19 protein-coding genes and 2 tRNA genes are annotated in these 21,448 nt (G+C 72.6%); 13 read left to right on the top strand and 8 right to left on the bottom strand.

The genetic code is table 11. The features are described 5' to 3' along the window. Nucleotides 1-2 precede the first annotated feature (2 nt). Nucleotides 3-998 carry a hypothetical protein gene (locus ACTWQH_RS15160; RefSeq protein WP_443287044.1) on the bottom strand — a complete coding sequence of 332 codons (996 nt, stop codon included), beginning with the start codon at nucleotides 996-998 and terminating at the stop codon, nucleotides 3-5. A gap of 135 nt (nucleotides 999-1,133) precedes the next feature. After that, nucleotides 1,134-1,742, bottom strand: a complete 609-nt coding sequence (locus ACTWQH_RS15155) for a winged helix-turn-helix transcriptional regulator (protein WP_443287043.1) — start codon at nucleotides 1,740-1,742, stop codon at nucleotides 1,134-1,136. Nucleotides 1,743-1,797: 55 nt separating this feature from the next. Here ACTWQH_RS15155 and ACTWQH_RS15150 point away from each other — a divergent pair, with 55 nt between their 5' ends. Further along, entirely contained in the window at nucleotides 1,798-2,031 is a 234-nt protein-coding gene (locus tag ACTWQH_RS15150) for a hypothetical protein (RefSeq protein WP_443287042.1), read from the top strand. On the opposite strand, the gene pepN is transcribed toward ACTWQH_RS15150, so the two are convergent. Next, nucleotides 2,032-4,626, bottom strand: a complete 2,595-nt coding sequence (pepN, locus tag ACTWQH_RS15145) for an aminopeptidase N (RefSeq protein WP_443287041.1) — start codon at nucleotides 4,624-4,626, stop codon at nucleotides 2,032-2,034. Between the two features lie 140 nt (nucleotides 4,627-4,766). Between pepN and ACTWQH_RS15140 the strand changes: the two genes are divergently transcribed. After that, a complete protein-coding gene (locus tag ACTWQH_RS15140) occupies nucleotides 4,767-5,453 on the top strand; it encodes a DsbA family oxidoreductase (RefSeq protein WP_443287040.1) in 687 nt (228 codons plus the stop codon). 51 nt (nucleotides 5,454-5,504) lie between these two features. Here the strand turns inward: ACTWQH_RS15140 and ACTWQH_RS15135 are convergent, their stop codons facing one another. After that, complete coding sequence (locus tag ACTWQH_RS15135; protein ID WP_443287039.1) at nucleotides 5,505-7,640, bottom strand: MMPL family transporter; 2,136 nt, start codon at nucleotides 7,638-7,640, stop codon at nucleotides 5,505-5,507. A 144-nt stretch (nucleotides 7,641-7,784) separates the two neighbouring features. Between ACTWQH_RS15135 and ACTWQH_RS15130 the strand changes: the two genes are divergently transcribed. From ACTWQH_RS15130 to ACTWQH_RS15120, 3 genes are read left to right on the top strand one after another with little or no spacing between them, the layout of a single operon-like run. Then, the gene (locus ACTWQH_RS15130; protein WP_443287038.1) at nucleotides 7,785-8,363 is read left to right on the top strand and encodes a biotin transporter BioY; all 579 of its coding nucleotides are present in this window, start codon (nucleotides 7,785-7,787) and stop codon (nucleotides 8,361-8,363) included. A gap of 16 nt (nucleotides 8,364-8,379) precedes the next feature. Then, nucleotides 8,380-8,850 carry a ribose-5-phosphate isomerase gene (locus tag ACTWQH_RS15125; RefSeq protein ID WP_443287037.1) on the top strand — a complete coding sequence of 157 codons (471 nt, stop codon included), beginning with the start codon at nucleotides 8,380-8,382 and terminating at the stop codon, nucleotides 8,848-8,850. After that, nucleotides 8,850-9,665 carry an Fpg/Nei family DNA glycosylase gene (locus ACTWQH_RS15120; protein WP_443287036.1) on the top strand — a complete coding sequence of 272 codons (816 nt, stop codon included), beginning with the start codon at nucleotides 8,850-8,852 and terminating at the stop codon, nucleotides 9,663-9,665. The genes ACTWQH_RS15125 and ACTWQH_RS15120 overlap by 1 nt, the downstream gene beginning before the upstream one ends. A 168-nt stretch (nucleotides 9,666-9,833) precedes the next feature. On the opposite strand, the gene ACTWQH_RS15115 is transcribed toward ACTWQH_RS15120, so the two are convergent. Beyond that, a complete protein-coding gene (locus ACTWQH_RS15115; protein ID WP_443287035.1) occupies nucleotides 9,834-11,069 on the bottom strand; it encodes a GNAT family N-acetyltransferase in 1,236 nt (411 codons plus the stop codon). Nucleotides 11,070-11,217: 148 nt separating this feature from the next. Between ACTWQH_RS15115 and ACTWQH_RS15110 the strand changes: the two genes are divergently transcribed. After that, entirely contained in the window at nucleotides 11,218-12,375 is a 1,158-nt protein-coding gene (locus tag ACTWQH_RS15110; RefSeq protein ID WP_443287034.1) for a PP2C family protein-serine/threonine phosphatase, read from the top strand. A 244-nt stretch (nucleotides 12,376-12,619) separates the two neighbouring features. Continuing rightward, the gene (locus ACTWQH_RS15105; protein WP_443287033.1) at nucleotides 12,620-13,429 is read left to right on the top strand and encodes a M23 family metallopeptidase; all 810 of its coding nucleotides are present in this window, start codon (nucleotides 12,620-12,622) and stop codon (nucleotides 13,427-13,429) included. 4 nt (nucleotides 13,430-13,433) lie between these two features. Here ACTWQH_RS15105 and ACTWQH_RS15100 read toward each other — a convergent pair whose 3' ends face one another. Next, entirely contained in the window at nucleotides 13,434-14,507 is a 1,074-nt protein-coding gene (locus ACTWQH_RS15100; protein ID WP_443287032.1) for an acyltransferase family protein, read from the bottom strand. 423 nt (nucleotides 14,508-14,930) lie between these two features. Here ACTWQH_RS15100 and ACTWQH_RS15095 point away from each other — a divergent pair, with 423 nt between their 5' ends. Then, nucleotides 14,931-15,110 carry a hypothetical protein gene (locus tag ACTWQH_RS15095; RefSeq protein ID WP_443287031.1) on the top strand — a complete coding sequence of 60 codons (180 nt, stop codon included), beginning with the start codon at nucleotides 14,931-14,933 and terminating at the stop codon, nucleotides 15,108-15,110. 68 nt (nucleotides 15,111-15,178) lie between these two features. Here the strand turns inward: ACTWQH_RS15095 and ACTWQH_RS15090 are convergent. Then, nucleotides 15,179-15,249 (bottom strand) — tRNA-Gly (locus ACTWQH_RS15090). A 132-nt stretch (nucleotides 15,250-15,381) separates the two neighbouring features. Here ACTWQH_RS15090 and ACTWQH_RS15085 point away from each other — a divergent pair. The 5 genes from ACTWQH_RS15085 to clpX all read left to right on the top strand — a co-directional run bounded on the left by ACTWQH_RS15085 (nucleotide 15,382) and on the right by clpX (nucleotide 20,099). Next, nucleotides 15,382-15,458: transfer RNA gene (locus tag ACTWQH_RS15085), tRNA-Pro, on the top strand. A gap of 78 nt (nucleotides 15,459-15,536) precedes the next feature. Next, the gene (gene tig, locus ACTWQH_RS15080; RefSeq protein ID WP_443287030.1) at nucleotides 15,537-17,060 is read left to right on the top strand and encodes a trigger factor; all 1,524 of its coding nucleotides are present in this window, start codon (nucleotides 15,537-15,539) and stop codon (nucleotides 17,058-17,060) included. Between the two features lie 253 nt (nucleotides 17,061-17,313). Beyond that, on the top strand, nucleotides 17,314-17,916 hold the full coding sequence (locus ACTWQH_RS15075) for an ATP-dependent Clp protease proteolytic subunit (protein ID WP_443287054.1): 603 nt from the start codon (nucleotides 17,314-17,316) through the stop codon (nucleotides 17,914-17,916). 51 nt (nucleotides 17,917-17,967) lie between these two features. Next, complete coding sequence (locus ACTWQH_RS15070; protein WP_443287029.1) at nucleotides 17,968-18,615, top strand: ATP-dependent Clp protease proteolytic subunit; 648 nt, start codon at nucleotides 17,968-17,970, stop codon at nucleotides 18,613-18,615. A 176-nt stretch (nucleotides 18,616-18,791) separates the two neighbouring features. Further along, entirely contained in the window at nucleotides 18,792-20,099 is a 1,308-nt protein-coding gene (gene clpX / locus ACTWQH_RS15065; protein ID WP_443287028.1) for an ATP-dependent Clp protease ATP-binding subunit ClpX, read from the top strand. Between the two features lie 91 nt (nucleotides 20,100-20,190). Here clpX and ACTWQH_RS15060 read toward each other — a convergent pair whose 3' ends face one another. Continuing rightward, nucleotides 20,191-21,321 (bottom strand): hypothetical protein, encoded by a 1,131-nt coding sequence (locus ACTWQH_RS15060; RefSeq protein ID WP_443287027.1) that lies wholly within the window; start codon nucleotides 21,319-21,321, stop codon nucleotides 20,191-20,193. Between the last annotated feature and the right edge of the window lie 127 nt (nucleotides 21,322-21,448).

Here is a 21,448-nt window from a genome sequence, read left to right as displayed (position 1 = left end):
CGTCAGCGCGGCAGCACCACCACGTACCCGGCCGGGTCCCTGGTCGCCGCCTGGAGCAGGGCGTCCCGGACCGCCGTGATCTGCTGCTCCACGGCCTCCCGAAGCTTGCGCGGCGTCAGGTGCACGAGGGCGATGCCAAGACGCTCCATCGATGCTTGCCGCAGACGGTCCTCGGAAAACGCGTCCGTGGAGGTGTCGTTCCCGGGCCCGGTCGGCTGGCGGGGCACGCGCGCCTCGATCCGCACCGCCACGGCGTGGTCGGGCCAGTAGGCGTCGACCGCGCCCAGGCTCGGCCCGCCCGGCAGCCACAGCTCGACGTTCCAGCACGGGTCGGGCAGCCCGCCGAGCCGCACCAGCTCCATCAGCCGGCCCTCGGCGATGGCCCGGCCCTCGCTCATCAGCGTCTCGATCGCCCCCGCCACCTGCGGCCTGGCCATCAGCCGCGCCCGCGTGAACTCGCTGACCACCGCGTGCGGTTCGGTGTGCCCGCCCCGCACCGCCTCCGACATCAGCCGCCGCACGGCCAGCGGGTCGGCCAGCCGCACCACGGCGTCGGCCAGCGCGCGCGGCGCCGGGGCGACGGGAAAGCCCTCCCGCGTGACCGCGCGCGGCAGCCGGTGGGTGCGCACGATGCGGGCGCAGCCGCAGGAACGCAGCCGCCGGGTGCGCGGCACCAGCACGTCGACGCGGTTCAGCGCGGCCAGCGGCGGCACGGCGGTGAAGCCGTGCAGCGCGAGCCCGGCCAGGCCGCTGACCATGGCCTCGCCGGGCTTGCCGCCGGTGTAGCTCAGCACGGCGTGCAGCATCTCCTCGGGGGTCGGCGGCCCGGGGTGCAGCAGGAAGACGCCGGGCAGCGGCATCTGCCAGTCCCCGCCGGGGCGGCAGCGCCGGGCCGCGGCGGCGGTGCTCACGCCGTGCTCGCGGAGCTCCTGAGTGGTCATCACTCGCCGCCGGGTCTCGGTGAGTTCGCGCAGCGGACGCGGTGTCATGGGATTCATGCCCCGGCGATTCCCACCGGCGGGCCGCCCGGCTACCTCTGTTACACGCCCGTCGCGAAACGCGGACATTCGCGCACTAAAGTACGCGCGTTCGAATGCCGAGCTGTGAGCCGCCGCTCGGACGTGGCGTTCGATTTATCGCACGGTGTGGATCAAACGCCGTGCGGCCTCCCTGTCGCCGTCGATGGTGACGCCACTCCCGCCGCCGCGGTACACCACGGCGCGGATGCCGGCCACGTCGCCGGCGATGACCGCGTCCGGGTGCCGCGCCGGGCCCCGGCGCATCGTCAGGTGTGCGTCCGCGACGGTCACGGCCACGCGGTCGTCGTCGATCCGGAGTTCAACCTCGACCGCCAGGTCACCCGCCGCCTCCGGATCGAACGTGGTACGCAGCGCCAGCAGCAGCGCATCGGCGCTCATCGGACCCGTGGCCGCCTGGGGTCGGCGTCGGCCCCACCGGCCGAGCGCGACGAGGACCGGTTCGAGCGCGGCGCCCTCGTCGGTGAGCTCGTAGACCGGACCGCTCACCGGCGGGCCTGCCTTCGCGCGCCGGACGATGCCCGCCTGCTCCAGCTCCTTGAGCCGCTGGGACAGCACATTCTGGCTCATGCCGTGCAGCCCTCGTACCAGGTCCCGGAACCTCTTCGGGCCCAGCAGCAGCTCGCGAACGATCAGCAACGCCCAGCGCTGCCCCACCACGTCGAGGGCGCGCGCCACGCCGCACGGATCGTCGTACGTTCCCACGAGACTCCTCTTCCAGTACTATACGCTCCTAAATTAGGAGTATACGTTGACCGGTATGCGAAAACTAACGGTTGTGGAGTTCATGACGCTCGACGGGGTCATGCAGGGCTTCGACTCGCCCGACTCGGATGACCCGAGCTTCGAGCACGGCGGCTGGGGCCCGCCGTACGCCGACCCGGTCGCCACCCAGGCGGGAACCGAGGGCATGGCCTCCACGACGGCGTACCTGTTCGGCAGGAAGACCTACGAGCGGATGGCCGGGTTCTCGCCCCTCCAGCCGTCCGAGTGATCAGCCGCGCGCCTGGATCCGCAACGCGCGGGCCAGGTCGTCGCGGGACTCCAGGACCAGGCGGCGCAGCGCCGGCGGCGCCGCCTCGTGGTCCGCGAGCCACGCGTCGGTCGCCGCCAGCGTCGCCGCGTCCGCCTGGTGCGCGGGGAACAGCCCGCGCACCACCGCCATCGCGATCTCGATGGTCCGCTCCGCCCACACCCGCTCGATCGCCTCGAAGTACCGCGCCGCGTACGGCGCCAGCAGCTCCCGCTGACCCGCCCGCGCGAAGCCGTCGATCACCGCCTCCACCAGGGCGTTGGAGAGCCGGTCCGACTCCACCACGCCCTCCCACGCCTGCGCCTTCACCACCGCGTCCGGCCGCGCCGCCAGGCACCGCACGTGGTGCCGCTCGCCCGACGCCGTGTCGTCGCGCGCCAGCTCGGCGTCGATCGCCTCCCGGTCCGCGCGCCCGTTCGCCGCCAGCGGCAGCAGGAACGCCCAGCGCAGCTCCTGGTCGACGTCCAGCCCCGCCACGCGCTCGCTGCCCGCCAGCAGCCCCTCCAGCAGCGGCAGCTCGGGCTCCGCCGCGGCGATCGCGGCGAGGAAGCGGGCCCAGGCGAGCTGGTGGTCGCTGCCGGGAACCGCCTGGCGCAGCTCGGCGAGGGCGGTCTCGGCCAGCGGCGCCCGGGCCGCCTCGCGCCGCGCCGGCGGCGTGAAGTGGTCCAGCGCGATCCGCGCCCAGTCGTGCAGCATCTGGAGCACGCCGATCTGGCTCTCCACGCCGCCGAAGCGCCGCACCAGCGCGAGGAAGTCGCCGGGCGGCAGCAGCGCGTCGCGCGTGAGGTTCCACAGCGCCGACCAGCACAGCGCGCGGGCCAGCGGGTCGGCGACCGCGCCCAGATGCTCGCGCAGCGTGTCGAGCGAGGCGGCGTCGAAGCGGGTCTTGCAGTAGGTCAGGTCCTCGTCGTTGACGAGGATCAGCTCGGGCCGCTCGGCCCCGGCCAGCTCCGCGATCACCGTGCGCTCGCCGGTCACGTCGGCCTCGGCGCGGGCGTAACGCGCCAGCGCCCCGGTGTCATCACGTCGGTAGAGCCCCACGGCGACCCGGTGCGGCCGCAGCGTCGGGTGGCTCTCGCTCGCCTCCTGCACGATGGCCAGCTCCGCCAGCCGCCCCCGCCCGTCGTACGCCGGGCGCGGGGTGAGGGAGTTGACCCCGGCGGTCTTCAGCCACGCCTCGGCCCAGGCGTTCATGTCCTTGCGGCCCGAGGTCTCCGCCAGCGCCGCCAGCAGGTCGGCCAGGCGCGTGTTGCCGTAGGCGTGGCGCTTGAAGTAACGCCGGGCGCCCTCCAGGAACGCCTCGCGCCCGGCGTACGCCACGAGCTGCTTGAGCACGCTCGCGCCCTTGGCGTAGGTGATGCCGTCGAAGTTGAGCTTGGCGTCCTGCAGGTCGCGGATGTCGGCGGTGACGGGGTGGGTGGAGGGAAGCTGGTCGGCCCGGTACGCCCACGCCTTGCGGCGGTTGGCGAAGGTGATCCAGCCCTCGTCGAAGCGGGTCGCCTCGGTCAGCGAGAAGGCGCCCATGAAGTCGGCGAAGGACTCCTTGAGCCACAGCTCGTCCCACCACTCGGGGGTCACCAGGTCGCCGAACCACATGTGGGCCATCTCGTGCAGCAGCGTGTTGGCGCGGCCCTGGTACGCGGCGCGCGTGGTGCGGCCCCGGAAGACGAACTCCTCACGGAAGGTGATCAGGCCCGGGTTCTCCATCGCGCCGATGTTGTACTCCGGCACGAACGCCTGGTCGTACTTGCCGAAGGGATAGGGGAAGGCGAAGTGCTCGTGGAAGAAGTCCAGCCCCTGCTTGGTGGTGGTGAAGATCTCCTCGGGATCGAAGTGCCGGGCCAGGCCCTTGCGGCACAGCGCGCCCAGCGGGATATCCAGCACGGTGCCGTCGGGCAGCTTGCGGGAGTAGTGGTCGGCGACGTGGTGGTACGGGCCCGCGACGACGGCGGTGATGTAGGTGGAGATCGGCTTCGTCGTGGCGAAACGCCAGGTGGCGGCCTCTCCCCCCGCCAGCACCTCGCGCCCCGCCTCCGCGCCGTTGCTGAGCACCGTCCAGTGCGCGGGCGCGGTCACGGAGAAGTCGAAGGGCGCCTTGAGGTCCGGTTGCTCGAAGGTGGTGAACACGCGGCGGGCGTCCGCCGGCTCGTACTGCGTATAGAGGTACGTCTCGCCGTCCTCGGGGTCGGTGAAGTGGTGCAGGCCCTCGCCGGTGCGGCTGTAGGCGCAGCTCGCCTCGACGACCAGCTCGTTCTCGGCGCGCAGCGCGGGCAGCGCGACGCGGGCGCCGTCGAAGACGCGCTCGACCGGCAGCGCCTCCCCGTTGAGCGTGACGGACTCCACGCGCGGCGCGATCAGGTCGGCGAAGCTGTCCGCGCCCGGCTCCGCGCAGGCGAAGCGGATCGTGGTCGTCGAGCCGAAGGTGCGCGGCCCCTCGCCCTCCGCCGGAGCCGGCTCGGTCGCCGAGCGCAGATCGAGCGCCACCTCGTACCCGTGCACGCTCAGCAGGCGGGCCCGCTCGCGGGCCTCCTCGCGGGTCAGGTTCTCTCCGGGCACGGGCGACACTCCCTGGCGGTGCGGTGGCGGTGGCTGGTGACCTGCGCGCCAGCATCCCACTCGACGACTCCGGCCGGGAATGCGGCCCGGCCCCGAGGGGTTCCAGACGGGAGACGTGTGTCACTCGAGGAGAGCCCCGCATGCCGCAGAACGCCGCTAACACCGAGACCGCCGACAACACCGAGACCGCCGGGAAGACCCCGGCCGACTTCTGGTTCGACCCGCTCTGTCCCTGGGCGTGGATGACCTCCCGCTGGATGCTGGAGGTCGAGAAGCAGCGCCCGGTGCGGGTGCGGTGGCACGTGATGAGCCTGGCCGTGCTCAACGAGGACCGCATCGACGAACTGCCCGAGGAGTACGCCGAGGCCATGCGCCAGGCGTGGGGACCGGTGCGCGTCTGCGTCGCCGCCGAGCAGGAGCACGGCGGCGAGGTGCTCGGCCCGCTCTACACGGCCCTGGGCACCCGCTTCCACAACCGCGGGCGGGACAAGAGCCGCGAGACGATCGCCGAGGCCCTGGCCGAGGCGGGGCTGCCCACCGCGCTGGCCGACGCCGCCGACTCCGACCGGTACGACACCGAGCTGCGGGCCTCCCACAAGAGCGGCATCGACCTGGTCGGCCAGGACGTCGGCACGCCGGTGATCGCGGTGCCCGGCGCGGACGGCGAGCAGATCGCGTTCTTCGGCCCGGTCGTCACGCCCGCCCCGCGCGGCGAGGCGGCGGCGAGGCTGTGGGACGGCACGCTGATGGTGGCCTCCACGCCCGGCTTCTTCGAGATCAAGCGCACGCGCGACGTGGGCCCCCGGTTCGACAACCTCGACGACTGAACGGGTCAGGGGTGGCCCCGGGCCGCAGCGCGACGGTGAGGCCCGCAGCGGTCACCCCTCCTCCCGGTGCCCGTGGCGTTCCCAGAACCGGGCCAGCGGCCCCGGCGCCCACCAGTTGGCGCGGCCCAGCAGCCGCATCGTCGCGGGCACCAGCAGCGTCCGCACCAGCACGGCGTCCACCGCGATCGCGATGACGAGGCCCACGCCGACCATCTTGATGATGCTGATCCCGGAGGTGGCGAACGCCCCGACGACGATGATCAGCAGCAGCGCGGCGCTGGTGATGATGGAGCCCGTGCGCTGCAGGCCGGAGGCGACCGCCTCGGCGTTGTCCCCGGTGCGGTCCCACTCCTCCCTCACGCGGCTGAGCAGGAAGACCTCGTAGTCCATGGACAGCCCGAAGGCGATGGCGAACATCAGCACCGGCTGGCTGGCCTCGATCGTGCCGGTCGGAGTGAAGTCCAGCCACTCGGCGAGGTGGCCGTACTGGAAGATCCACACGAGCGCGCCGAAGGAGGCGGTCAGCGACAGGACGTTGGCGATCAGCGCCTTGACCGGCAGCAGCACCGAGCCGAAGGCCAGGAAGAGCACGACCAGGGTGACCAGCGCGACGAAGGCGATCATCCAGGGCAGCCGCTCGCCGACGCCGTCGAGCTGGTCGACCACGTCCGCGGCGCCGCCGCCGACCAGGACCTCGGCGTCCCCGGGCGCGGGCGTCGCACGCACCTCCCGCACCAGCTCGCGCGCCTCGGGGGTGTACTCGCCGAGCTCGTGCCGGACCAGCAGCTGGGACGTGTGGCCGTGCAGGCCGACCCGGACCCCCGTCACCTCCGGCAGCTCGCCGAGCCGCGCCATGTAGTCGTCGAGGGCGGCGGCGTCGGCGCCGGTGACGACCACCTCGACCGCCGCCGCGTCCCCGGCCGGGAAGTCGCGCGCGATCTCCTCGCCCACCAGCCGCGACTCCGTCCCCGTCGGCATCACCCGCTCGTCGATGGAGCCGAACTCGACGTTGCGGAACGGCAGCCCGAGCGCGACCAGGCCCACCACGATGACGGCCAGGTAGACCAGCGGGCGGCGCATCACGCTGTGCGCCACCCGGTACCACGTCCCCGAGCCCATGTCGTCGGCGTTCCGGCGCCGCCAGGGCCGGGGCACCCGCAGGGCGTCGACGCGGTGGCCCAGCAGGCTCAGCACCGCGGGCAGCACGGTCAGCGACCCGGTCACGGCGATGGCGACGGCCGCCATGCCGCCCAGGCCCATCGACCGCAGGAACACCAGCGGGAACAGCAGCAGTCCGGCCAGGGATATCCCGACCACGAGGCCGGAGAACGCCACCGTCCGCCCGGCCGTCGCCAGCGTCCGCTCGATCGCCTCCTCCACGCCCCGGCCGGCTCGCAGCTCCTCGCGGAAGCGGCTGACGATGAAGAGCGAGTAGTCGATCGCGAGCCCGAGGCCCATCATCGTCACGACGTTGACCGAGAAGACCGAGACGTCGCCTGCGAGGCTGAACGCCCGCAGCAGGGTGAACCCGCCCAGCGCCGTCAGCACCCCTGTCAGGAGCGGCATGGCGGCGGACACCAGGCTGCCGAAGATCACCAGCAGCAGCGCGAGCAGCAGCGGCATGGCCAGCGCCTCGGCCCGCGTGATGTCGGCCTCCGACTGCTCGCTCAGGCCATGGGTGAGGGCTACGGGCCCGCCGAGCCGCACGCGCAGGGCACCGTGCCCGGCCTCGCTCCCGAGCGCCTCCTCCAGGCCGGCGTACCGGGCGTCCCGGGCGTCCTCGGTCCCCCCGGCCAGCGTCAGCACGGCGTACGTCGTGGTGCGGTCGGCGGAGACCAGCGAATCGTCGTGCCTGTCCCAGTAGGTGACGGCCCCGCTCAGCAGCCCGGGCCCGACGCCGAGGAGGGAGGACTCCACCGCTTCCCGGTACGCCGGGTCGTCCACCGTCAGGCCGTCGGCGCCCTCGCTGTCGTACAGCACCAGCACGTCGGCGTTCTGCCGGCCGAAGGCCTCCGCCAGCCGCTCCTCCGCGAGCGCCGACTCGCTGCCCTCGTCCCGGAAGCCGCCCCCGGTCAGCTCCCCGAACACGCCGGTCCCCCACACCGCCCCGAAGGCCGCGAACAGCGCGGCGACGACCAGGACCGTCTTCGGACGCCTGTGTGCGAGTCGCCCCAGGGATGCAAACATGAAGTCGACGCCCTTCTGTGCGAATTGCCCGACCCATCGTGGCATCCGCCGCCTGTTGCGAAGCTCACGGGGTGAACGGGAGTTCGGTGGTCTACCGTTCATGGCGTTTGAGTCAGACCCGTCGCCTCACCGGGGGAGTCACCCATGAGCACCGTCGTTCTCGCCGACCTGCTGCCCGCCGCCACGGCGCCGCGTGCCCGCGTCCGTGACGCGGCGCTGATCGCCGGGGGAGCGGCGCTGACCGGCGTCGCCGCGCAGTTCTCGGTGCCTGTGCCCGGCTCGCCGGTGCCGGTCACCGGCCAGACCTTCGCGGCCCTGCTCGTCGGCGCCTCGCTCGGCACCGGCCGCGCCTTCCTGTCCCTGCTGCTGTACGCCCTGGCCGGGATGGCGGGGGCGCCGTGGTTCGCGGACGGCACCTCGGGCTACGGCATGCCGAGCTTCGGCTACATCATCGGGATGGCGCTGGCCGCCGCCGCCGTCGGCGCCCTCGCCCGCCGCGGCGGGGACCGCACCGTGCTGCGGACCGTCGGCAGCATGGCCGTCGGCACGGCGATCATCTACGCGGTCGGGGTGCCCTACCTCGCCGTCGCCGCCGACCTGTCGATGGCCGAGGCGGTCGACGCCGGCCTGGTGCCGTTCCTGCTCGGCGACGCGCTCAAGGCGGCGCTGGCGATGGGCGCGCTGCCGGCGGCCTGGCACGTCGCGAACGCGGCCCGGGGTTGATGGCAGACTCCACCCCATGCGCGTCTACCTTGGTTCCGACCACGCCGGTTACGAGCTGAAGGACCACCTCGTCCACTGGCTCAAGGACCACGGGCACGAGCCCGTGGACATCGGCCCGCACGCCTACGACCCGGCCGACGACTACCCCCCGTACTGCCTGCGCGCCGCCGCCCGCACCGCCGCCGACCCCGGGTCGCTCGGCATCGTGATCGGCGGCTCCGGCAACGGCGAGGCCATCGCCGCCAACAAGGTCGACGGCGTGCGCTGCGCGCTCGCCTGGAGCGAGGAGACCGCGCGGCTGGGGCGCGAGCACAACGACGCCAACGTCCTCAGCGTCGGCGCCCGGATGCACACCGCCGACGAGGCCGCCTCCTTCGTCGCGGTCTTCCTCGCCACGCCCTACTCCGGTGAGGAACGCCACGGCCGCCGCATCGCGATGCTCTCCGCGTACGAGGCCGACGGCACCCTGCCGCCCCTGCCCGCCTGATGCCCGAAGGGCACACCATCCACCGGCTCGCCGCCGGGCTGCGCGAGCGCTTCGGCGGCGGCCCGGCGGTGCGCGCGGACAGCCCGCAGGGGAAGTTCGCCGACGGGGCCGCGCTGATCGACGGCCAGGTGCTCGCCGAGGCCGACGCCCACGGCAAGCACCTCTTCCTCGGCTTCGGCGACCCGTTGGTTCACTGGGTCCACATCCACCTCGGGCTCTACGGCAAGGTCGCCCTCGGCGCCGGCCCGCCGCCCGCGCCCGCCGGGCAGATCCGGCTGCGGCTGGCCACCTCCGAGGCGTACGCCGAGCTGCGCGGCCTGGGCGCCTGCGCCCTCGTGACGGACGCCGAGCGGCGGGCGATCCGCGACCGGCTCGGGCCGGATCCCCTCCGGCCGGACGCCGACCCGGACCGCGCCTGGCGGCGCGTGGCCGCCAGCCGGACCCCGATCGCCGTGCTGCTGCTCGACCAGCGCGTCCTGGCCGGCGTCGGCAACGTCTACCGCGCCGAGGTCCTCTTCCGCCACGGCATCGACCCCCACCGGCCGGGACGCGAGCTGGGCCGCGCCGCCTGGGAGGCGATCTGGGCCGACCTGGCGGAGCTGATGGCGGAGGGGGTGCGCACGGGGCGGATCGACACCGTGCGGCCCGAGCACACGCCGGAGGCGATGGGCCGCCCGCCCCGGGTCGACGACCACGGCGGCGAGGTGTACGTCTACCGCCGCGCCGGGCAGCCCTGCCACCTGTGCGGCGCCCGCGTCCGCACCGCGGAGCTCGCCGGGCGCAACCTCTTCTGGTGCCCCGGCTGCCAGGGCTGAGGTGAGCCGCCGCGGGGCGGGCGTTCCGGCGGGCGTTTTCGCGTGTTCGTTCTGTGCGTCCCCGACCGACGATTTGTCAGTCCCGGGCCGTATCCTCGGAGATCACGGAGCTCACCGGCTCCGGGCGGTTGCCACCAGGCGAAGGGCGAGGGGGTGAGGGGCGAGGTGTCAGAAGCCGTGCGGCAGCCAGGGGGCGAGCGGGCTGGCGAACGCCGTGGCCGTCGCCGCGAGCGCACCCGGGCGCAGCTCCGTCACCAGCCCCGCGCCCGCCAGCGAGGCGAGCGAGGCGCCGCCGAGGTAGGCCGCGCCCAGCGCCCGCGCGTCCAGGGCCAGTTCGGGCGCGGCCGTCGTCGGCTCGCACACGGCGCCCTTCGGGCCGCCCGCCAGCCGCCACCGCCCCTCGTTCCAGGTGCAGAAGGGGTCGGTCACCTCCAGCACCACGTCCACCTCGGTGGCGTACGCCCGCGCCGCCAGCGCCGCGCCCACCTCGACCGGCCGCAGGTACAGCCGGTCGCCGACCCGCAGGGCGCAGCGGCGCACGTCGGAGACGAGGTGCAGCAGCGGGTCGTCCACCGGGCGGTGGCGCAGCCGCACCACGCGCATCAGGTCGACCTCGGTCAGGTGCCGCAGCAGGGCGCCGTAGGCCGCGGGCCCCGCCGCGTCCAGGTCCCGCACGTGGACCGTCCCCGCCGGGTAGCCGTCCGCACCCCACGCGGGCTTCAGCGCGTAGCGGGCGTAGCCCAGCAGCTCGCCGTCCGGGCCCTCGGCCAGCACGCAGCGCCGCGGCGAGGCGCCCGCGCGGTCCTGGGGAGGGTCGAGCAGCGACAGCTTCTCCCAGCCGGGCCGGCGCTCCAGCATCCCGGGCCGGGTCGGCACCAGCCGGGCGTACAGCTCCTCGCAGCGCGCCAGCGCCTCGGCCGGCTCCGTCACGCGCAGCCGGATCTCCGCCGCTCCGGGCGGCGCCGCGACGCCGACCTGGCCGCAGTCGATGTCCGCCGCCAGCGACTGGCTCGCCACGCCGAAGCCGAAGCGCCCGTAGATCCCCGCCTCGGAGGCGGTCAGCACGGCCAGCGGCTCGCCCCGCTCCCGTATCCCGTCCAGGCCGCGCCGCATCATCCGGCGCAGCAGCCCTCGCCTGCGGTGCGTGGCGGCGACGCCGACCATGGTCACGCCTCCGGCGGGCACGACCGCGCCGCCCGGCACCGACAGGCCGAAGGAGAAGACGCCGTACGAGCCGACGATCTCCTCGCCGTCCCAGGCGGCCAGCGAGCGCTCCAGCTCGGTCAGATCCCGCCACAGCTCCCGCTCCTCGGGGGCCTCGGGCACGCCGCCGAAGGACCAGTCGAGCATGGAGTACCAGGCGTCCCAGTCCTCGGGGTCCAGCGTGCGCAGGTCGATTGTCATGTGACCATCCCTACCAGTGCCCCCGGAGCGCGGCGAGGCATTTTCCGCGCGTTCCCCGTGCCGGGCGCCCCCGGCGCGCGCGCTGACGAGGGTGAGCCCGGTCACGAGGGTTCGACGGCCCGGCGCGTGGCTGGATAGGGTCCCGGCCATGGCACGCGGCACCGACACCGCCTCAACCCTCCGGGTCCGAAGATCGCGGGCCCTGAGGACGGTGCACCGCGCACGCACCGGCATGCGCCGCGCGGCCGTGGACTACTTCCGGGGCGCGGGCTCGGACTGGCTGGCGTTCGCCACCCTGCTGCTGACCGTCCCGGTGCTGGGCGGCGCCACCGTCACCTGGCCCGCCTGGTGCCCGCCGGAGTCGCTCGTGCTGCCGCTGCTCGCGGGCGGGATGCTGCTGCGGCCCGCCAGCCTGCTGGGGCTGTACGTGGCGACCGCCGGCGCGCTGGTGCTGGAGGCCGTGCTCATCGAGGACCGGCGCGCCGAGCCCGACCCCGTCACGCCCGGCACCATACTGATCGTCGCCTCCGTCGCCATGGCCGCGCTGCTCATAGCCCAGTTCCGCACCCGCGTGGGCGTGCCCTGGCGGCGCGGCAGCACCATGCTGTTCGACCTGCGGGAGCGCATCGCCACCCAGAGCCGCCTGCCGCGGCTGCCGCAGGGCTGGCACCACGAGATGTCGCTGCGCCCCGCCGGCGGCCACTACTTCTCGGGCGACTTCGTCGTCGCCGCCCGCACCGGGCCGAGCCGCCGCACGCTGGAGGTGGTGCTGACCGACGTCTCCGGCAAGGGCATGGACGCCGCGTCCCGGTCGCTGCTGCTCTCCGGCGCCTTCGGCGGGCTGCTCGGCTCGCTGCCGCCCCCGGCGTTCCTGCCCGCCGCCAACGGGTACCTGCTGCGGCAGGACTGGGACGAGGGCTTCGCCACCTCCATCCACCTCGTCCTCGATCTCGACACGGGCGACTTCGAGCTGCTCTCGGCCGGCCACCCGCCCGCCCTCCAGCTGAACGCCGGCACCGGCCGCTGGCAGGAGATATCCGCCGAGGGCCCGCTCCTCGGCGTGTACGACGGCGCCGAGTTCCACCCCGCCAAGGGCACGCTGCGGCGCGGGGACGTGCTGATGCTCTTCACCGACGGCCTCGTCGAGCGCTCCGGGCATGACCTGTCCGAGGGCATAGACCGCCTCACCGGCGAGGCCGACCGGTACGTCGTCACCGGCTTCCGGGGCGCCGCCTGGCACCTGATCGAGGCCGTCGCCAGGGACGTCAACGACGACCGGGCCCTCGTGCTGATCGGGCGCGAATAGGACGAAGGCGGGCGGACGGGAGGGCGCAGGGGGGCGCGGAAGGGGGACATGAACGGACGCGAGTAGCCCGAAATCGTGATCACCTTCAGGGGCGGTCGCTCCTCGCCGCGGCTGACGGTGTGACAGGCCCGCGCTGAGCTGGGCCGACGCGCCGTCCCGGGGTCGCTGTGCTGTCCGCCGATCGGCGGTGCGGCGGGGGAGGGGCCGGATGCGGCGCGCGGCGCGCTGGCCTTGGCTCGTTGACATGAGCGATCAGACCACACTCCGCACGAGTCCCTCTCGGTCCCCGCACCGCCGGGCCCGCCGGGCCGCCGCCGGCGCGCTGCTGGGGGCGCTGGTGATAACCGGCCCGTGGACCGTGCCCGCCGCCGGGCAGAACGCCGGCACCGGCGCCGACCAGGACGCCGACCGCGACGCCGACCGGAACGCCGACCGGGACGCCGACCGGGACGCCGGCCCGCGCGCGGCGCTCCTCGGCGCGCCCGGCCCGCTCGCTCCCGCCGGGGAGTCCCTCGGCCCCGTCCGGTACCGGCGCACGTTCCACGAGCCGATCGAGGCGGGGGAGGCCCACGGCCGCTTGGCGACGTACGGCTTCCTCGACGACGACTACCTCTTCACGACCCACTACCGGTCCGCCCTCGCCGCGACGACCAGGACGAGCCCGGTCAGCGCCTACCCCGTCTCCGCGGCGTACGGCATCCCCGGCAGCTGGGCGGCGGGCCACCACACCGGCGTCGACTTCGCCACCCCCACCGGCACAGCCGTCCACTCCGTGGGCCCCGGCACGGTGGTGCAGGCCGAGTACTCCGGCGACTACGGCAACGTCGTCATGGTGGAGATGACCGACGGCTACTACGCCCTCTACGCCCACCTCTCCGAGATCTCCGTCGAGGCGGGCGAGCGGGTCGGGACCGGCACCGAAATCGGCGCGTCCGGCAGCACCGGCCGGAGCACCGGTCCCCACCTCCACTTCGAGATCCGCACCGGCCTCGGCTACGGCAGCGACGTCGACCCCCTCGCCTATCTCGCCGGCCACGGCGTGAGCGTGGTCTGAGACCTCAGCGTTCCGGCTTCGGATCCGGCTTGAAGGCCCAGCCCATCGACGGCTCCACGGCGAACCGGAAGAGCCGGCGCACCGGCCAGGTGCACAGCAGGGTGACGATTCCGGCCCCGATCAGCGTGACCACGACCTGCCCGAGCGGCGTGTGGATCCAGTCGGCGGCGTACCAGTCCCACCAGCGCGACGCCTTGGCGATGAAGCCGTGCAGCAGGTACCCGTAGATCGTCCCCGCGCCCAGCGTGGTGAACCAGGTGTGGCGGCGCGGCACCCAGGCCAGGAAGCAGGCCGTGAGCAGCAGGCCGCAGCCGAAGAGCGCCAGGCTCATGATGACGCCGACATACGCCGGGGCCGCCAGCTCCTGGGCCGCGTCGGAGCGGTAGAACCAGGCGTGGTTCATGCGCGGCACCGCCCAGTACGCGACGGCGACCGCGACGAGGAAGACCGGCACCGACAGCAGCCGCACCTCGCGGCGGCGCACCCAGTCGAAGTGCTCGCGCCGCAGCAGCAGCCCGACGACGAAGAAGGGCAGGAACTGGAGCACGCGCTGGATGTTCAGATCGGCGCCCAGGGGCGGCGAGACCGAGGCCACGGCCGCGATGGCGAGCGCGACCGGCAGCGGCCAGCGCACGACCCGCCAGATCGGCGCCGTCAGCCGCCAGACGAAGAGCGCGATCAGGAACCACGTGACGTAGTAGGGGTCGAGCACGCTGAACGGCCGGAAAGGATCGTCGGAGTCGGTGCTCAGGCGGCTGAAGAGGATGTAGGCGACCTCGAAGACCAGGTAGGGCACGCCGATGCCGGCGACCAGGCGTCTGAGCTGGTCGGGGCGGCCCGTGAAGCTGCGTGAGAAGTAGCCGGCGATGAGGATGAACGCCGGCATGTGGAAGGTGTAGACGAACATGTAGAGGGCCGACGCGGCCCGGGAGTCGTCGCGCAGCGGCGTCCAGGTGTGCCCGACGGCCACCAGAACGATCGCCAGGTACTTGGCGTTGTCGAAGAAGGGGTCACGCGGTTTCACCCGTGCCGTGCCGGACGCGGTCAGTTGCTCTTGTCGATGACGAACGCGCAGCATCGGGCGCACGATAGTGCCTCCCGGCAGTCGCCGTAAATTCACCTTCGCGTCACCCAGAGGTGTCCGTCATCGCGCACTTTCTGGCGTTTCTTCGGCCGTACGGCCGCACACCCCGGTCTCATGGCCGGGTTCGCGCCACGTGCCCCGGGGCAGGATAAGCCCGGACGCCGCGCCACGCCCCTTGGAGAACACGTAAGTTGGGGCGCCCGGTCGCCTACGCTGCGCGACTCGGGTGTCTTTCCAGCCAGCACGGCCTGCTACCTCCCTGCACTGGCCAGCGAGTTGGTGGCACGATGGACCCTGCGGGGGTGCGGCGGCCGCCATCACGCCCCTGGTGGAGCAGTGGCGAACCTTGCGAAGGGTTGATCGGTTGTGGAAATCACGTTCTCGCTGACCTTGCTGTTCGGCGTGATCTTGTTCTTCTTGATTCGCGCTGGACAGGTCAAGTGGTGGCCGGCGGTCGTGGCCATCCTCTTCGGCTTCACTCTCTCCTCCACCGGGGCCTCCGACTCGATAGAGGACTTCCTCAACTCCCTCACCGACGCCGCCGACGAGATCGACAGCGAGATCAACGAGGACGGCGGCGCCAGCGGCGGCGAGTGACCCGCCGTCGCACATGAGAAAGGCCCGGCATCCAGGAGGAGGCCGGGCCCCGCGCCAGGCGGCATGCGAGCGGGCGACGGGAATCGAACCCGCGTAGCTGGTTTGGAAGACCAGGGCTCTACCATTGAGCTACGCCCGCGAGCGCCGGGTGATCATGCGACTGAGCCGCCCCCGGAACGCCTTCGCATCGTACCAGCGCCCGCCGTCGCGCCAGCCCGATCGGGGTCTCCCCACGGGAGGGCGGTACGCTACGTGTCGCGCGGGGTCATCACGGGGTGTGGCGCAGCTTGGTAGCGCGTCCGCTTTGGGAGCGGAAGGCCGTCGGTTCGAATCCGGCCACCCCGACCACGTACGATGAAAATCGCCGCCAGACTTCCGCCCATCGCCCATCTTTCTTCCCACAGTCAGCCCAAGGAGACCCAAACCGTGAAGAGCGCCGTGGAGACCCTGAACCCGACCCGGGTTCGGCTCACTGTCGAGGTGCCCTTCGAGGAGCTCAAGCCCAGCCTCGACGCGGCGTACCGGAAGATCAACCAGCAGGTCCAGGTGCCCGGCTTCCGCCGGGGCAAGGTGCCGGCCCGGGTCATCGACCAGCGGTTCGGCCGGGGGACCGTGCTGGAGCAGGCGGTCAACGACGCTCTGCCCCAGTTCTACCGGGACGCGGTCACCGAGGGCGAGCTCACCACGCTGGGCCAGCCCGAGGTGGACATCACCGAGCTGCGGGACAACGAGCTGCTGACCTTCACCGCCGAGGTGGACGTGCGCCCCCCGATCGAGATCCCCGAGTACTCCGGGATCGAGGTCACCGTCGACGCCGTCGAGATCTCCGACGAGGACGTGGACCAGGCCGTCGAGCGGCTGCGGGAGCGCTTCGCCTCGACCACCGTGGTGGAGCGCGAGGCCGGCGAGGGCGATGTGGTCCGGATCGGCCTGGAGGCCAGGGCGGACGGCGAGCAGGTCACCGGCCTGGTCCCGCCGAACACCACCTACACCGTCGGCTCCGGCCGCCTGGTGGAGGGCCTGGACGAGGCCGTGACGGGCCTGGCCGCGGGCGGCACCGCCACCTTCACCACCCGGATCGGCGGCCCGGAGGAGCCCGCCGAGGCGGCGGCGGAGGAGGCCGAGGGCGCCGAGGGCGCCGAGGGCGAGGCCAAGGAGGAGGCCGGGGAGCCCCAGGGCCAGGAGGTCGAGATCACCATCAGTGTCGAGTCGGTCTCCTCCCGTGAGCTTCCGGACCTCGACGACGACTTCGCCCAGCTCGCCAGCGAGTTCGACACCCTGGAGGAGCTGCGCGAGGACAGCCGCAAGCGGCTGTCCGACCAGCGCAAGTACGACCAGGCCAACCAGGTCCAGGAGAAGGTCCTGGCCGCTCTGCTGGACATGGTCGAGATCCCGATGCCCCAGAAGCTGCTGGAGGACGAGGTCGAGACCCGGCGCCACAACCTGGTCCACCACCAGCTCGGCCAGATCGGCATGGACCTCAACGCGTACCTGAAGATGCGCGGCCAGTCCGCCGAGGAGTTCGACGCCGAGCTGCGCGAGGAGGCGGAGCGCGGCATCCGCACCCAGTTCGTGCTGGAGGAGATCGCCAGGCGGGAGGAGCTCAACGTCAGCCAGCAGGAGCTGACCGAGCACCTCGTGCGCCGGGCCCAGTCGGCGGGGATGAGCCCCGACGACTTCGTCAAGGCCGTCGTCGAGAGCAACCAGGTCCCGATGCTGGTCGGCGAGGTCAGCCGCGGCAAGGCCCTGGCCGCCGTCGTGGACGCCGTCACCGTGACCGACTCCAACGGCGAACCCGTCCGCCTCGACGAGTCCGAGGACGAGGCGGGCGAGGCGGACGAGGCGGAGCCCGCCGCCGAGACCGGCGAGGAGGCCGAGCAGGCCGACGAGGCCGCCGCCGGGGCGGCGGAGGCCGAGTCCTCGGACGAGTCGGACGAGGCCGGACGCTGAGCTTCCCCGCCCGGCCCCGGGGGCTCCTCCCCGTGGCCGGGCGACGTCCCGCACTCCGCCGCCTCCCCTCCCGGGGCCGAGGAGGCGGAGCCCCCTCCTGCCCGGGCGGGGCCAAGGCACCGCCGCCGGACCCTGCGCTCACAGCGAACAGCTCCCTGGCCGGGATGGGTACGTCAGCACCGCGCGTTAGGGTCCGTAGATACCAACGCACACGTCTTTGGATGAATGAGCAGGTGGATACGTGACGCCCATGATGCCTTCCGCCATGGCGGAGCCGACGAACGGCAGCCTCGGCGATCAGGTCTACAACCGGCTGCTCAACGAGCGGATCATCTTCCTGGGCCAGCCGGTGGATGATGACATCGCCAACCGGATCACCGCGCAGCTCCTGCTGCTGGCGGCTGACCCCGACAAGGACATCTATCTCTACATCAACAGCCCCGGCGGCTCGATCACGGCCGGCATGGCGATCTACGACACCATGCAGTACGTGAAGAACGACGTGGTGACCATCGCCATGGGCCTGGCCGCCTCCATGGGCCAGTTCCTGCTCACCGCCGGCGCCGCCGGCAAGCGGTACGCGCTGCCCAACGCCGAGGTGCTGATCCACCAGCCCTCCGCCGGGCTCGCCGGCTCGGCCTCCGACATCAAGATCCACGCGGAGCAGCTGCTGCGGACCAAGCGCAAGATGGCACGGCTCTCGGCCGAGCACTCCGGCGTCAGCCTGGAGCAGTGGGAGCAGGACTCGGACCGGGACCGCTGGTTCACCGCGGAGGAGGCCCGGGACTACGGCCTGCTGGACCAGGTCATCACCAGCGCCGCGGACATCGCGGGCGGCGGCGGCACGGCCGCCTGACGGATCCGGCCCGACGTTCGCAGCCACACAGACCAAGGCGGTAGACAACCGATGAACAACATCCCCGGCTCCGGCATCTACGACCGTCTCCCGGCGGAGTCGCGCTACATCGTCCCGCGTTTCATCGAGCGCACCTCGCAGGGCATCCGCGAGTACGACCCGTACGCGAAGCTCTTCGAGGAGCGGGTGATCTTCCTGGGCGTGCAGATCGACGACGCCTCGGCCAACGACGTGATGGCCCAGCTGATCTGCCTGGAGTCCATGGACCCCGACCGGGACATCTCCATGTACATCAACAGCCCCGGCGGATCCTTCACCGCGCTGACGGCGATCTACGACACGATGGAGTTCGTCAAGCCGGACATCCAGACCGTCTGCATGGGCCAGGCCGCCTCCGCCGCCGCCGTGCTGCTCGCGGCCGGCACGCGCGGCAAGCGGCTGGCGCTGCCCAACGCGCGGGTGCTGATCCACCAGCCGTACACCGAGACCGGCCGCGGTCAGGTCTCCGACCTGGAGATCGCCGCCCGCGAGGTGCAGCGGATGCGCAACCAGCTGGAGGAGCTGCTCGCGAAGCACTCCACCAAGCCGGTCGAGCAGATCCGTGAGGACATCGAGCGTGACAAGATCCTCACGGCCGAGGAAGCCGTCGAGTACGGTCTGGTGGACCAGATCATCACGACGCGCTCCTCGACCATGTGAGACGCGCCCACGGCGCGTTTCGGACGACAACTGGCCACCCCCTATTGACGGGAACACCCCGGGCAGTGGGATTCCCGCCAAGGGGGGCCAATCCGCAGGGGCGACAAGGTACCGTCGTCTTCAGCAAGCACCAGGCACCGCTCCCCGGCGGTGCGCAGGCGAAGGGGAAGCACCTCGTGGCACGCATCGGTGACGGCGGCGATCTGCTCAAGTGCTCGTTCTGCGGCAAGAGTCAGAAACAGGTCAAGAAGCTCATCGCGGGTCCCGGGGTCTACATCTGCGACGAGTGCATCGACCTCTGCAACGAGATCATCGAGGAGGAGCTGGCCGACTCGCCCGAGTCGGACCTCGGCGAGCTGCCCAAGCCCCGTGAGATCTACGACTTCCTCGACTCCTACGTCGTGGGCCAGGAGGACGCCAAGAAGGCGCTCTCGGTGGCGGTCTACAACCACTACAAACGGGTGAGGGCCAGCGAGGCCGACTCCGGGCAGTCGCGGGAGGAGGAGATCGAGCTCGCCAAGTCCAACATCCTGCTGCTCGGCCCCTCCGGCTCCGGCAAGACGCTGCTGGCGCAGACCCTCGCCCGGATGCTCAACGTCCCCTTCGCCATCACCGACGCCACCGCCCTGACCGAGGCCGGGTACGTCGGCGAGGACGTGGAGAACATCCTGCTCAAGCTCATCCAGGCCGCCGACTACGACATCAAGAAGGCCGAGCAGGGCATCATCTACATCGACGAGATCGACAAGGTCGCCCGCAAGAGCGAGAACCCGTCGATCACGCGGGACGTCTCCGGGGAGGGCGTCCAGCAGGCGTTGCTGAAGATCCTGGAGGGCACCACCGCGGCGGTGCCGCCGCAGGGCGGGCGCAAACACCCGCACCAGGAGTTCCTCCAGATCGACACCTCCAACGTGCTGTTCATCGTCGGCGGCGCCTTCGCCGGCCTCGACGAGATCATCCGGGTCAGGACCGGCGCCCGCGGCATCGGCTTCGGCGCGGACATCCGCTCGAAGCGCGACCGCGACCGCGACTCGGCGTCGCTGCTGACGGAGGCGCTGCCCGAGGACCTGGTGAAGTACGGCATGATCCCGGAGTTCATCGGCCGGCTCCCCGTCATCACCTCGGTCCGCAACCTCGACCGCGAGGCGCTGCTGCGCATCCTCGTCGAGCCGCGCAACGCCCTCGTCCGCCAGTACCAGCGCCTCTTCGAACTCGACGGCGTGGAGCTGGAGTTCGACCTCCCCGCGCTGGAGGCCATCGCCGACCAGGCGATCCTGCGCGGCACCGGCGCCCGCGCGCTGCGCGCCATCCTGGAGGAGGTGCTGATGTCGGTGATGTACGAGGTGCCCTCCCGGCAGGACGTCGGCCAGGTCGTCATCACCGAGGCCGTGGTCCGCTCGAACGTCAACCCCACCCTGGTGCCGCGCTCCCGCCTCGCCCAGCAGCGCGGCGCCGCCGTGCCGCCGCAGGAGAAGACGGCCTGACGCGCTGACGTCACGAACGCCGTGGGCCCGGAACGCGATCGCGCTCCGGGCCCACGGCGTTCGTGACGGGCGTCGGCCAGGGACCGTTCTCTCAGGGACCGTTCTCGAAGTCCTCGAGGTTGCCCCCGTCGTCGGCGCCGCCCTCGCCGCCGCCGTTGCCGCCACCGCTGTCGCCGCCGTCCTCCACCGGCTGGATGGAGTCCTCGCGCAGCTGCTTGGTGTACTCCGCCGCCTGGTCCGTGGAGATCGCCTCCGGCTGCTCAAGCGGCCCCGGCGGCTGGCCGGACTGCGGGTCCCAGCCCTCCGGCATGTTCGGCAGCGGGCCGTAGTAGACCAGCCCGACGGTGCTGTCGTCGGCCCACACACACAGCGTCGTCTCCGGGCTGTAGCCCAGGTCCGGGTCCTCCTCGGTGCCCCGGCCGACCTGGCACTTGAGCGACACGCCGGAGTAGCCGTAGTCGGCGGGTTCGCCGACCATCTCGAAGGCGGAGTCCTCCTCCTGCTCGGCCTCCTCCGTCGCCAGCGCGAAGAGCGCGTCGACGCTGGCCTCCGGGTTCTCCACCTCGCCCCACAGGCCGACCACGCCGAGGATCGAGCTGCCGTCCTCCCAGGTTCCCTGGTCCTCGTAGGCCTTCTTGTCGGAGTTCAGGTACTGGCCGCTCTGACTCTCCATGTCCGTCGAGAGCCCCGCCTCGCGAAGCTCCTTCTCCGACGGCGACTCCTCGGTGCCCTTCTCCAGCAGGTTGAACTCGCCGGTCGTCTCCGGGAGGCTGATGCGGTACGGCCCGTCGTCGCCCCCACTGAGCAGGAAGAACGCCCCGCCACCGATCACCGCCAGCCCCGCGACGATCGCGATCCCGACGACGAGGCCGCGCTTCCTCCCACCGCCCTGCGGCGGAGGCGGCGGCGCGCCGTACGGCATCTGGCCCGGCATCTGCCCGGGCGGCGGGGGCTGCTGCCCGTAGGGGCCCGGCTGCTGCGGCTGTCCGTACGCCGGCTGCCCCGGCTGCTGCGGCTGTCCGTACGCCGGCTGCCCCGGCTGCTGCGGATGGCCGTACCCGCTGCCCCCGGGCGGCGGGCCGGGCGGGGGACCGCCGGGCGCGCCGCCCTGCGCGTACGGATTCGGTCCGCCGGCAGGCGGCCCCTGCGGCGGCGGCGCCCCGTACGGGCCGGGCTGGTTCGGGGGCTGCTGCCCGTACGGCCCCGGCTGGTTGTAGCTCATTGGCTTCCCCTCAGGAACTGTCCCATCGCAATGCTGCGCTCATCCTGTCCGACCACATGGCCCTTGTACATCGAGGCCCTCGGGACCGGAGCCGAGCGGAACTGATTCGAAGCCACCGCGCGCCGCG

Source organism: Streptomyces sp. 6N223 (assembly GCF_052246635.1).
In the GTDB taxonomy this organism is placed as follows: domain Bacteria; phylum Actinomycetota; class Actinomycetes; order Streptomycetales; family Streptomycetaceae; genus Streptomyces.
The sequence above is the reverse complement of the archived record's forward strand: the minus strand, read 5'-3'. Positions and strand labels throughout refer to the sequence as shown.

What these genes read in the sequence shown, in the direction of transcription:
- ACTWQH_RS15160 (WP_443287044.1), bottom strand. Translation starts at nt 998, where the DNA reads ATGAATCCCATGACACCGCGTCCGCTGCGCGAACTCACCGAGACCCGG.
- ACTWQH_RS15150 (WP_443287042.1), top strand. Translation starts at nt 1,798, where the DNA reads ATGCGAAAACTAACGGTTGTGGAGTTCATGACGCTCGACGGGGTCATG.
- ACTWQH_RS15140 (WP_443287040.1), top strand. Translation starts at nt 4,767, where the DNA reads ATGCCGCAGAACGCCGCTAACACCGAGACCGCCGACAACACCGAGACC.
- ACTWQH_RS15135 (WP_443287039.1), bottom strand. Translation starts at nt 7,640, where the DNA reads ATGTTTGCATCCCTGGGGCGACTCGCACACAGGCGTCCGAAGACGGTC.
- ACTWQH_RS15130 (WP_443287038.1), top strand. Translation starts at nt 7,785, where the DNA reads ATGAGCACCGTCGTTCTCGCCGACCTGCTGCCCGCCGCCACGGCGCCG.
- ACTWQH_RS15125 (WP_443287037.1), top strand. Translation starts at nt 8,380, where the DNA reads ATGCGCGTCTACCTTGGTTCCGACCACGCCGGTTACGAGCTGAAGGAC.
- ACTWQH_RS15120 (WP_443287036.1), top strand. Translation starts at nt 8,850, where the DNA reads ATGCCCGAAGGGCACACCATCCACCGGCTCGCCGCCGGGCTGCGCGAG.
- ACTWQH_RS15115 (WP_443287035.1), bottom strand. Translation starts at nt 11,069, where the DNA reads ATGACAATCGACCTGCGCACGCTGGACCCCGAGGACTGGGACGCCTGG.
- ACTWQH_RS15110 (WP_443287034.1), top strand. Translation starts at nt 11,218, where the DNA reads ATGGCACGCGGCACCGACACCGCCTCAACCCTCCGGGTCCGAAGATCG.
- ACTWQH_RS15105 (WP_443287033.1), top strand. Translation starts at nt 12,620, where the DNA reads ATGAGCGATCAGACCACACTCCGCACGAGTCCCTCTCGGTCCCCGCAC.
- ACTWQH_RS15100 (WP_443287032.1), bottom strand. Translation starts at nt 14,507, where the DNA reads ATGCTGCGCGTTCGTCATCGACAAGAGCAACTGACCGCGTCCGGCACG.
- ACTWQH_RS15075 (WP_443287054.1), top strand. Translation starts at nt 17,314, where the DNA reads ATGCCTTCCGCCATGGCGGAGCCGACGAACGGCAGCCTCGGCGATCAG.
- ACTWQH_RS15070 (WP_443287029.1), top strand. Translation starts at nt 17,968, where the DNA reads ATGAACAACATCCCCGGCTCCGGCATCTACGACCGTCTCCCGGCGGAG.
- ACTWQH_RS15060 (WP_443287027.1), bottom strand. Translation starts at nt 21,321, where the DNA reads ATGAGCTACAACCAGCCGGGGCCGTACGGGCAGCAGCCCCCGAACCAG.